Here is a 12129-nt window from a genome sequence, read left to right as displayed (position 1 = left end):
GCACTCGCAATCACATCAGAGGGGTAAGCAGGAGATCGATCAGCTTGATCCCGACGAAGGGGGCGATAATGCCGCCCACCCCATAAATGAGCAGGTTGCGCGTGAGCAGGTCTTTCGCCGGCGCCGGGCGATAACGCACCCCGCGCAGGGCCAACGGAATCAGTGCGACGATGATCAGCGCATTGAAGATGACCGCAGAGAGGATGGCCGACGCCGGCGAGTGCAGGCGCATGATATTCAGCGCGTCCAGTGACGGATACGTCGCCACGAACGCCGCTGGCACGATAGCGAAATATTTCGCCAGATCGTTGGCGACGCTAAAAGTAGTCAGCGCACCACGGGTCATGATCATCTGCTTGCCGACCTCCACCACGCGCAGCAGCTTGGTCGGATTCGAATCCAGATCGACCATGTTGCCGGCCTCTTTCGCTGCCTGGGTGCCGCTATTCATCGCCACCGCCACGTCTGCCTGAGCCAGCGCAGGCGCATCGTTGGTGCCGTCACCGGTCATGGCCACCAGGTGCCCCTCGCCCTGGTAGCGACGGATAAGTGCCAGCTTGTCTTCGGGCGTGGCTTCGGCCAGGAAATCATCCACGCCGGCCTCCGCCGCGATGGCGGCAGCCGTCAGGCGATTGTCGCCGGTGATCATCACTGTCGTGATGCCCATACGCCGCAGTTCGGCGAACTGCGTCTTGATGCCGTCTTTGATGATGTCTTTCAATTCCACGACGCCAAGCACACGGCGACCATCGGCAACGACCAGCGGCGTGGCGCCACGACGCGAGATGATCTCGACCGTACGCTCGATATCGGCGGTAAAGGCACCGCCAAGGTTTTCCACATACGCGCTGACCGCAGATGCCGCACCCTTGCGGATGCAGCGATCGCTCATGTCGATGCCACTCATGCGAGTGCGCGCGGTAAACGGCACCGCCACGCTATTCTCGGGAAGGCCCGGCTCATCATTGCCCAGTATCGCGTGTGCCAAGGTGACGATGGAGCGACCTTCGGGCGTTTCATCCGCCAGCGATGCGTAGCGCGCGGCTTCCGCCAAGGCAGATTCGGTCACGCCGCTGGCGGGATGAAAGGCGTGCGCCTGACGGTTGCCCAGCGTGATGGTGCCGGTCTTGTCCAGCAGCAATACGTCCACGTCGCCGGCAGCCTCGATCGCACGGCCGGAAATGGCGATGACGTTGGCCTTCAGCATGCGGCTCATACCCGCAATGCCGATAGCCGAGAGCAGCGCGCCAATGGTGGTAGGAATCAGGCACACCAGCAGCGCTACCAGCACGGTCACGCTGACCACGCTACCGTGGCCACTCAACGCCACGCTGAGCACCGAAAACGGCAGCAAGCTGGCACAGACCATCAGGAAGATGGCAGTCAGCGCCACCAGCAGGATGGTCAGGGCAATCTCATTCGGTGTTTTTCCGCGGCGCGCGCCCTCGACCATGGCGATCATGCGATCAAGGAACGCTTCACCCGGATTGGCGGTGACGCGGACGATGATCCAGTCCGACAACACGCGCGTACCGCCGGTCACCGACGAAAAGTCGCCGCCCGATTCACGGACCACGGGCGCGGATTCACCGGTGACGGCCGATTCGTCGATCGATGCGACGCCTTCCACCACTTCGCCGTCAGCGGGAATGGTGTCACCCGCCTGCACCAGCACATAGGTACCGGCAACGATCTCGTCGCTGTTGGCGATATGCCAGGTGCTGTTGTAACGCGGCTCGCGTAATACCTTGGCGTGCACCCGCTTCTTCGCCGCGCGCAGAGCCTGCGCCTGTGCCTTGCCTCGTCCTTCGGCGAGCGCTTCGGCAGCGTTGGCGAACAGCACCGTGAACCACAGCCAGCCAGCGACGGCGAACACAAAACCTGCCGGAGCATCCGCGTGACCGCGCAACGCTTGTATGCCAAGTAGTGTGGTGAGAATGCTGCCGAGGTAGACGACAAACATGACCGGATTCTTCCATTGCGTGGCCGGAGCCAGCTTGGCGAACGCGTCAAGAACGATGGCACCGAACCCGGGCGATTCGATCGCCGGAGGATTTTCAGCGGTTTTTGACATGGAGATTTGTGGAGTGCTCATGGAAGTATCCCGATCAGCGTGCGCGATCAAGCGAAAGGTTCAGCGCGAGGACATTGACGCGCGGCTCGCCCAGCAGGCCCAACTGGCGTCCCTGCGCCTGGCGATCGATCAGCGCGTTGATCTCATCCACCGACAGGTGCCGCTCCTTGGCTACGCGTTCGGCCTGCGCATGCGCGTTGGCCAAGCTGATATCGGGATCGAGGCCCGAACCCGAAGCCGTCACCGCATCGACCGGCACCGGCGTGCCATCGGCCAAACCGTTTTCCTTGCGGAATGCGACCGCACGTTCGCTCACGGCGTCACGTAGCTTCGCGCTTGTGGGGCCGAGGTTACTGGCTCCGCTCGATGCGGCGTTATAAGGCTGGTCACTGGTGGCGCTGGGGCGCGGATGGAAATAACGCGGCGCGTGGAAATCCTGGCCCAGCATCGCCGAACCCACCACGGCTTCACCCTGGTGCACCAGGCTACCGGCCGCCTGATGCGGAAAGAGAACGGACGCGATGCCGGTGCTGACCAAGGGATAAGCGATGCCGGTCACCGCCATGAACAATACCGCCGAAACGAGGACGGGGCGAACAAGAACGGGACGAACAAGAGCAGGGTTCATAGTCATATGCCTCAGAAAAACTGACCCGCAGCCATGGCGAGATGCTCGACGATCGGCCCGAGAGCCAGCGCTGGCAGGAACGTAAGGCCGCCCACGACGACGATGACGAAGATCAACAGCATCGTGAACAGCGGTGTCGCCGTCGGCAGCGTGCCTGCGCTTTCCGGTACCGAGCGCTTTGCAGCCAGCGAGCCGGCCACCGCCAGCATGGGCAGCAAGGTGAAATAACGTCCCAGCAACATGGCCAGGCCGATGGTCGTGTTGTAGAACGGCGTGTTTGCGTTCAGACCGGCAAAGGCCGAGCCGTTGTTGGCGGTGCCCGAGGTATAGGTATAGATCAGTTCGCTGAAACCATGGGGACCGGCGTTGGCGAGGCTGGATGATGCCCCCGGCCACAGCGCGGCCAATGCCGTGAACCCAAGAATGCACAATGGATGCGCAAGTAGCGCGAGCATTACCAGCTTCATCTCGCGCGCTTCGACCTTCTTGCCGAGAAACTCCGGTGTGCGCCCAATCATCATCCCGACGAGGAACACCGTGAGGATGGCGAACGACACGAGATTGATAAAGCCGACGCCGACACCGCCAAAGACATCGTTAAGCATCATCAGGAACAACGGCACCATGCCGCCCACTGGGGTGAGCGAGTCGTGCATCGCGTTCACCGAGCCGGTGGTGGCGGCCGTGGTCACGGCGACGAAGACGCTGGTCTGTGCGATACCGAAGCGCATTTCCTTGCCCTCCATGTTGCCGCCTGGTTGAAGCGTGCTTGGCGTCTGGTCGACAGCCAGGCTCGCGAACATCGGCGTACCACTACGCTCGGCCGGATACTCCACTGCCAGGAAGCCCACAAACATCACCATGAACGCGGCAAGAAACGCCCAGCCTTGGGCGCGGCGCGAAAGCATGCGACCGAAGGCGTAGGTCAGCGCCGAAGGAATCAGGAACATCGCCAACATGTGCAACAGGTTGGTCAGCGGCGACGGGTTCTCAAACGGATGGGCTGCATTTGCACCGTAGAAGCCGCCGCCATTGGTGCCGATGTGCTTGATCGCTTCCAGGCTGGCCACCGGACCCACCACGATATGCTGCGTAGCGCCTTCCAACGTCGTGGCATTGGCGCTGCTCGACAACGTCTGCGGCATGCCTTGCCAGACATATACAACCGAGAGCAGCAGGCAGATCGGTAGCAGCAGGCGCCAGATAATGCGACTGAAATCGGCCCAATAGTTGCCCACGTTCCTTGCTTCGCGTTGGGCCAGGCCACGGATGAACGCGGCACATCCGGCGATGCCCGAGGCTGCGCTCACCATCATCAGAAACGTGATGACCGCCATCTGCGAGAAGTTCGACAAACTGGACTCTCCCGAATAGGACTGCCAGTTGGTGTTGGTAATGAACGATGCCGCTGTGTTGAAGGCCAGGTCAGGCGTCTGCGCCTGACGATGCAGCGCGTCGAACGGAAACCATGCCTGCAGGCGCAGGATCAGATATCCCAGCAGCATCATGGCGGCGTTGCTCAGCACCAGCGCCAGTCCATACGCCTTCCAGTCCATGCCGGTATGGGGATCCACGCCAAGCAGCCGGTAGCCGATGCGCTCGGGCAGCCAGTGACCTTGCGTGGTGAGAATGCGCGTCAGCCAGCGCCCGGCCACGACGACCAGGCCGGCCATCAGCACGAGAAGCAGCGCAAATTGGGCGATATCGATAACCATGGAAGTTCAGATCCGGTCCAGGGCAATGACGAAAGAGACAGTGATGGCAAAGAACAACGCCGCCACCGCGACAAAGACGATGTCGTACATGGAATACCTCGATGGATGGCTTCAGAACCGCTCGGGCTTGATGAGCGCGTAGAGCAGATAGGCGAACAACGCAAACAGCAGCACGCAACCGATCACAACCATGATGGCGCTCGCTTGGCATCGACCTGACGCATGACGACATACCTCTTCGAATGACGAGGCGCGAAGCGTAAGTCGGCTCGTTTCAAGACGGCACGGAGATCGACGCGGGCGGTATCAAGGCCGTATCAAGATTCCATGGGGTCGTGCGTCTCTCTTCGCGCCATGAGGGAGCCTCCAAAAACCAACCATGGCGCGATTAACGTCCCAGGTTTTTGTAGGAGCGACTTCAGGGAGCCTCGAATAACCCCAGTCCCTTTATCGTCATCCCGGCGCAGGCCGGGATCCAGTGACTTTGCGATCGGTTATCGCCAGAACGTTCAAGCATTTGCTCTATCGCGAAGACCGAAAACCGAAGTCGCTGGATCCCGGCCTGCGCCGGGATGACGAGTAGGAAAGAGTTTTTAGAGGTTCCCTGAAGTCGCTCCTAAAAAAGCCGATTGCTCGATGTTTCCTTAAGCCGGACTCCATACCAACACCGCCCGCCCCAGGGCATTTCCCCACATGCTGCGCCACCGCTTGACACCGGTGTCAATTACGTTACACCCTGATACCCGTTCCAATGCCGGGGGGCGCTGGACGTGGGAATTGACGACTCGGATCGACTGGCGGGGAGACCGGTGATGCTGTTTCTGGCGGCCGATATTGGCGGCACGCATGGGCGTGTAGCGTTGATGCGCGCCCCGCGCGACGGGGGACGTGAGGTGGAGACACTCGCCTATCGCGTCTACCTGTGCGCGGCGTTCCCGATGCTGTCGGACCTGCTGCAAGCCTTTGTCGACTCCGACGTGCGGACCCCAGTGAAGCACTGCGTGCTGGCCTGTGCCGGTCAGATCGTGGGCAACGACGTCGTCAACGACAATCTCGCCTGGCCCATCGATCTGGCGCAGTTGCGTCAGACGCTCGGCCTGGACGAGGTTGCCGTACTCAACGACTTCGAAGCACTGGCCTACGCACTCGACGGCGCCCTTGCCGATGGCGGTCGCCACCTGTGCGGGCCGGATACGCACGCCAGCGGCCCGACCCTGGTGATCGGGCCGGGCACCGGTCTGGGTGCAGCGGTGCACTTCCCCGGCCCTGCCGGCGGCTTCGTACTGGCGACAGAGGCGGGCCAGATGGATTTCGCGCCGAACTCGGTGCGTGAACGCGAGGTTCTCGCACATCTGGCGCCCCATGGTGGCTACGTGGAGTTCGAACGCATCGTGTCCGGCCCTGGTCTGCTGACCATCTATACGGCCCTGTGTGCGCTGGACGAAAAAACACCGCTGATGGCGACACCCGAATCGGTCACCATGGCAGCCGTTGTACGTGGCGACGCCTATGCCGTAGAGGCCGTGGAGATTTTCTGCGCCTCGTTGGGAAGCTTTGCCGGCAACCTCGCGATGAGCTTCATGGCTACAGGCGGCGTGTATCTGGCCGGTGGATTTCTGTCGTCCATCTTCGAACTGCTCAAGCGCAGCGCCTTCGAAGAGCGATTCCTGCACGGGCGCAGCGCGCGCACGCTGCTCTCTCAAATACCGGTGCGGGTAACGGAACACGGCCGCCACGGTGTGCAGGGGGCGGCGCTGTGGTTCCTCAAGGATGGCATGCCGGGAGCGGGAGCGCTTGGCCATGCCATCGCAAAGGGGTTGGGCGCATGAGCCGCATCGCGCCATCGAGATTTCTTTGCCGCCTGACCATCACCTGGCTCGCGGCTACGTGTACGGTCATGGCAGCCCCAGCGGTTCCCAACTGGTCGTTACTCCCGCAGCCGGCAAAGGCGAGCCCGGCCGGATCGGGCGCGGTCGATATCGCAGATGGCGCGGTGGTCTCGGTGCGTGGCGCCGATAGCCAGCAAGCGCAGTCCATCGCGCAGCAGTTTGTGCAGCGTGTCGCCGATACCAACGGATTGCACCTGGGCATGGCGGCGACGGGTGCGGCGCATCCTGCGATCACGTTCGATGTGAACCCCGATGCCGACATCGCCGATGATGCCGGCTATCGCATCACGGTAGACAGCAACGGCATCCTGGTCACGGCACGCACGCCGCGCGGCGCGTTCTATGGCAGCGTCACCCTGTGGCAATTGCTGACGCCACCCGGATGGACGCGTGGCGCCCCGGTCGCAGTTGCCCATGGCGTCATCGACGATCATCCGCGTTTCGCGTGGCGTGCACTGCTGCTCGACTCCGGACGGCACTACCAGAGCGTGGCCGAAATCAAGAAACTGATCGACTGGATGTCGCTCAACAAGTTGAACGTGCTGCTCTGGCACCTGACCGAAGACCAGGGCTGGCGTCTGGCCATCCCCAAGTATCCCCTGCTCACGAAAATCGGGGCATGCCGCGAAGCGGTAGGTCTGGACAGCGAACTGATCGGTTCTGGCGATCACCCTTATTGCGGCTTTTACACGGAAGCCGATGCACGCGAGATCGTGCGCTATGCCGCCGAGCGTTATGTCGAGGTGGTTCCGGAATTCGATATTCCCGGACATTCCCAAGCAGCTATCGCCGCCTATCCATGGTTGGGCGTCACCGGCAAGCGACCGGACGTATGGACCAACTGGGGCGTCAGCCCGTGGTTGCTCAAGCCCAATGAAAAGACCTTGCAGTTCGTTGACGATGTGCTCGATGAGGTCATGCGACTGTTCCCGTCGCAATACATCTCGATCGGCGGCGACGAGGCCGACAAGCAGCAGTGGAATGCATCGCCGGAAGTGCGTGCGCAGATGCACAAGCTCGGCCTGGCAAACATGGACCAGTTGCAGAGCTGGTTCACCAATGAAGTCACCGCGTATCTGATCAAGCACGGACGCCGCCCCGTGGGTTGGGACGATGAGCTGGTCGCCGGCGCGACGCTGCCGACTTCGCAAGTGGTGATGTCCTGGCACGGCGACGACAATGAACGTGTCGCGCTCGCGGCTCTTCGCCAAGGCCACGACGTGGTCATGACACCGCAGGAATCGCTTTATTTCGACCACTACCAGTCCGACCTGCCTGACGAATGGGCAGGACCGCCGCCCGCGGCAACGCTGCGGCAAGCCTATGACACGATCGTCATCCCGGACGGTGCAAGCGCCACCGAAGCCAAGCACATCATTGGCGTGCAGGCGGGCCTCTGGACCGAGCAGATGCGCACCTTTGCGCATGACCAGCATGCGGTATTTCCACGCATCGCGGCACTGTCCGAACTTGGCTGGTCACCCGCAAACGCTCGCGACTGGAATAATTTCCTGCGACGCATGCCGGCCGAACTGGCGCGTTACCGCGCACTGGGCATCGGCTATGCGGACAGTGCGTTCGCACCGGTTTTTCAAGTAACCGCCGCGGCGAACGGAAGCTTCCGGATCGAGCTTTCTAATCAGGTCGGATTCGGGACGATTCGATACACGACGGACGGCTCCGCGCCGACCAACCAATCCGCGTCGTACGCCCAACAGCTCACACTACCGAGCCATACGACCCTGCGCGCCGCGACCTTTGCACCGGACGGTTTCGAACTCGCCGCGCCACGTACGCAGATGCTGGATGAAACGACCTTGCTGAGTCGTGACAGCCATGCGTTTGCAACCTGCTCCAAGCAGCCGGCTACGCGTCTGGATGGCAGCAGCAAGGTGCAGGCATTGAGGCCAGTTCATTCGGTGGATATCGGCAATGCATGCTGGCTGTGGCCGGAAGTGTCGCTGGACGGCATCAAGCATGTCGCGATAACGGTCGAGCGTGTGACCTGGCGCTTTGGCGATGAAGCCAGGGATGCCGTGGTGCGCCCGAAGGCCAGCGCCGCCGGCGAGTTCGAGATTCACGCCGATGCTTGCACAGGGCCGCTGCTTGCCAGCATGCCGCTAGCGACTGCGGCGCAGAAAAAAGGTCAAATCCATCTTGAAGCAAATGTTGCTACGCCGGTGGGGACCGGCGTTCGCAATGTGTGCGTCTTCGCTACCGGCGATCCGCGCGATGGCCAATGGGCGTTAGCGCGCATGGCGTTTTCGAAATAAGCAACACACGGGGCCTGGGCCTCGTGCAGCAGCACCGGAGTAAGACGGCCTTGGCTCGCGAAGCCAAAGCCTGGGGAGAAAACGAGAGATTGCATCACAACGGCGTGCGCACTCGCAGGCACCGCCGAGCCGTACGCTTTTTTTGAAATACCACGGAGCACCTGAGGTTCGACAGGCAACACCAACGAGGTTAAAGCCCATGTCCACCGTACTTCGCAAGCGTCCTTTGTCATTTGCCATTACCGCGTCGCTCTTGGCCGTCATGTCGACGTCGGCTGCAGCGTCGACATTTTTCGATGTCCAGGCGGACGGCCAGGCAACGGCACAAACCACGCCGGCACCTGCACCGCCATCGACCGACACCAAGAAAGCCGACGCCGATGCCGAGAAGAAAGCGGTCACGCTATCGACCGTGGCGGTCTCCGGCGTGCGTGCATCGCAGATGCGTGCCATCGACCTGAAGCGCGATGCGCCGAAGATCCAGGACAGCATCACCGCCGAAAACATCGGCGCCCTGCCCGACACCACCATCACCGACTCGCTGCAGCGTGTCACAGGCGTGCAGATCAACCGCGATGCCGGCGTGGGTACCTCCGTCGACGTGCGCGGCCTGCCCCAGGTCGGCACCATGTTGAACGGCGAAGTGTTCATCACGGCAGACCAGATCGACGCGCAGCAGCCCGACTTCACCATGTTGCCGTCGACGCTGTTCCACGGCGTGGACGTGGTCAAATCGTCCACCGCCAATGAGACCGACAGCGGCATTAGCGGCGCCATCGACCTGCATACCTATCGCCCCTGGGATCTCCCCAGCGGCTTTACTTACAGCTACTCGGCCAATGGCGAGCGTGGCACCACCACCAACCATTGGGGACCCGAAGGCAACGGCCTTATTTCGTATAACGATAATGGCCATTGGGGCCTGCTGATCGCCGCCGATTTCTCCAATACCCGGCGTATGAACGCCACCGAAGGCCTCGACCAATACGGTGTCGTGCTCAATGGCGAGAATGCGGCCAGCGCGGGCGGCTATAACGGCTTCCTGACCCCGTGGAACGGCGCGCCTATCCCGTCGAAGATCGTGCAGAACGCCGACGGCAGCGTGGACGTCAATGGCGACGGTAAATCCAATGGCGTCTTCATGGGCAGCCAGGACATCAACCTCAACGACATCATTACCCAACGCAAGCGCAAATCCGGCAATGCCTCGTTCCAGATGGATCTGGGCAGCGGCTTCAGCCTGACCAGCGACTACTTCTATTCGCAGCAGCGTCAGTACGATCGTAACGTCGGCATCCAGTTCAACTCCACCAACTGGCAGGGCGCAACCTATGTGCCGCTGCAGTCACGTAACACTGGAAGCCCTGCCCTGGGTTCCTACGGCACGCCGGAACCGGGCTGGGAAGGCTCGCAGCTATACACCTCGCAGGTGTACGAGAAGTGGCCCGGCGACGTGGAGTCGTATTCACAGATTGTCCAGAAAAGCTCGGTAGCGAAGAACTTCAATCTTCAGCTGGATTACGACGACGGCGGCGCATTCACGGCCAGCCTGCGCGGCATTCATGACACCGCATCGCAGTCGAACCAGGAAACTGACGTCAATATTTCCGACTCTGACGGCGCATTGTGGCCCAACGTGCTCAAGGACGGCGTACCTGATGACGCAGTACCGCCCGGCACCTTCGTTTATCCGGCGCAGCTGGGCGGCAATCGCGTATTCAATGCCAACGGCATTCCGCAGAACACGGTGCCGATCATTGCGAACTTCGGTGGCCGCTATATCAAGGTCGACATGCCAGCCTCGCTGGCTGCCGATTTCGCCAATCCCAACGCCTGGACGATGAAGACACTGGAATCCTCGGGCGACTACGACCGCAAGGTGGCGTTGAATGCATTGCGGTTCGACGGTACCTACGACTTCCAGGATGGGTTCAAGCTTGAGTTCGGCGTGCGCAACAGTATCCGCGGCGCGGACAACAATGGTTGGACTCTGGAAACTCCGGTCTATGCCGGCATGGGTGCAAGCGATCCGAACGGATGCCTGGTGCGCTATGTCGGTGCCGACGTGGTCCTGAATAGCGGCACGTGTACCGCGGGCAACGATCTGGGTTATTTCCGTGCAGGCCCGCAGTCGGCGATTTCGCTGCCCAACGCCGCCGCGCCGCTTTCAGGCAACTGGAAGCAGTACAACAACCTGCTCGGCTCGGGCATCAACTTCTGGGCGATCAATCCCTCGGCGATGATCGATCCGATTTCGTTCTGGAAATCACTCTATCCCGATACTCAAAAGGTGGCCGAACCGGGCACGACATGGGCGGTACGGTTGAAGGAACTGACCGGTTATCTGCAGGGTGATTTCAAGGGCGATATCGGTGACATGCCCTATAGCGGCAATATTGGCGTGCGGCTGATCCGTACGCATCTGAACGTGACCCAGCATTTGAGTGGCGATCCGGGAGCGTACGGCGATGAGCCGGCCGATGTCGGTACGGACGTTACCAAACGCAGTTATCAGGACGTCCTGCCATCGGCCAACTTCTCGCTGGATCTCACCGACAGCCTGAAGTTTCGACTGGCCTATTCCAAGAACATGATGCCACTCGACCTAAGCACCTGGGGTGGCGGTTTGCAGCTGAACTACTCGCTGGCCGAGACGCCCAACGGGCCGATCTTCCGCGTCGCCGATGGCACGTCGACCGGCAACCCGAACCTCAACCCGTGGCGCTCCACCAACTACGGCGCATCGCTGGAGTACTACATCAACCCAACCAGCATGCTCAGTCTTGCGCTGTTTCGTATCAACGTGGACAGTTTCATCAAGAACGGCAGCGTGACCAACTGTACCCTGCCCGATGAGGATGGCGTGGTTCGCGATCATTGCATCGTGATCACCCAGCCCGTGCAGGGCACCGGCAACAGCATTCACGGTGCGGAGTTCGACTATCGCCAGGGCTTTACCTTCCTTCCCGGCATTCTGTCCAAGACGGGCATGGAAATAAACGCCACCTATGCACCAAGCAATTCGGGCGAAAAGGACCTGGCCGGCAAGGAGATTCCGTTCCAGGACAACTCCACTAAGTCCGGCAATTTCATCCTGTGGTATCAGGACGATCACTTCCAGGCACGCGTTGCGTACAACTACCGTTCGCGGCGAGCAGTGATGGATAGCGTGGGCGGTATTACGGGGATGGAGATGTACGAAGCGCCGCAGAAATATCTGGATGCGTCGATCTCGTACAAGTTCAGCAAATACGCGGAAGTGTTCGTGGACGGTACCAACCTTACCAATGAGTATCAGCGCTACTACCTGGTATGGCCTGACCAGCCTGCGCACTCGACCTTCTCCGAGCGTATGTTCATGGTGGGTGTGCGTGGGCAGTGGTAACCGGAGCGTTTCCCGGGGTATCGATTAAGCCCTCCTACTCGTCATCCCGGCGAAGGCCGGGATCCAGTGCCTTACGTTTCAATGTGCTGAAGACGCTGGGCCCCGGCCTTCGCCGGGGCGACGATGGAAACTGAGGTTATCCGGGCAGCCACTCGCACTCCATTC

The 12129-nt window shown here is 61.2% G+C and carries 7 protein-coding genes; 3 read left to right on the top strand and 4 right to left on the bottom strand.

All coding sequences use genetic code 11. From position 1 onward, the window contains the following. Nucleotides 1-10: 10 nt before the first annotated feature. The 4 genes from kdpB to kdpF form a co-directional block, all read right to left on the bottom strand. Entirely contained in the window at nucleotides 11-2095 is a 2085-nt protein-coding gene (gene kdpB / locus ACZ6WW_RS06710; RefSeq protein ID WP_465273504.1) for a potassium-transporting ATPase subunit KdpB, read from the bottom strand. A 13-nt stretch (nucleotides 2096-2108) separates the two neighbouring features. Continuing rightward, entirely contained in the window at nucleotides 2109-2702 is a 594-nt protein-coding gene (gene kdpC, locus ACZ6WW_RS06705) for a potassium-transporting ATPase subunit KdpC (protein ID WP_465273503.1), read from the bottom strand. An 11-nt stretch (nucleotides 2703-2713) separates the two neighbouring features. Beyond that, nucleotides 2714-4417, bottom strand: coding sequence for a potassium-transporting ATPase subunit KdpA (gene kdpA, locus ACZ6WW_RS06700; protein WP_465273502.1), 1704 nt, complete (start codon nucleotides 4415-4417; stop codon nucleotides 2714-2716). A 111-nt stretch (nucleotides 4418-4528) separates the two neighbouring features. Then, entirely contained in the window at nucleotides 4529-4609 is an 81-nt protein-coding gene (gene kdpF, locus ACZ6WW_RS06695; protein ID WP_465273569.1) for a K(+)-transporting ATPase subunit F, read from the bottom strand. 620 nt (nucleotides 4610-5229) lie between these two features. On the opposite strand from kdpF, the gene ACZ6WW_RS06690 reads away from it, so the two are divergent. The 3 genes from ACZ6WW_RS06690 to ACZ6WW_RS06680 all read left to right on the top strand — a co-directional run bounded on the left by ACZ6WW_RS06690 (nucleotide 5230) and on the right by ACZ6WW_RS06680 (nucleotide 11964). Next, complete coding sequence (locus tag ACZ6WW_RS06690; protein WP_465273501.1) at nucleotides 5230-6246, top strand: glucokinase; 1017 nt, start codon at nucleotides 5230-5232, stop codon at nucleotides 6244-6246. Further along, nucleotides 6243-8579: a beta-N-acetylhexosaminidase gene (locus ACZ6WW_RS06685; protein ID WP_465273500.1), complete on the top strand. Its 2337-nt coding sequence runs from the start codon at nucleotides 6243-6245 to the stop codon at nucleotides 8577-8579. The genes ACZ6WW_RS06690 and ACZ6WW_RS06685 overlap by 4 nt, the downstream gene beginning before the upstream one ends. 199 nt (nucleotides 8580-8778) lie before the next feature. Continuing rightward, the gene (locus ACZ6WW_RS06680) at nucleotides 8779-11964 is read left to right on the top strand and encodes a TonB-dependent receptor (protein WP_465273499.1); all 3186 of its coding nucleotides are present in this window, start codon (nucleotides 8779-8781) and stop codon (nucleotides 11962-11964) included. Nucleotides 11965-12129 lie beyond the last annotated feature (165 nt).

The sequence above is a fragment of the Dyella sp. NPDC103356 genome (genome assembly GCF_055584465.1).
Note: the sequence above shows the minus strand (reverse complement) of the source record. Positions and strands in the feature narration are given on the sequence as shown.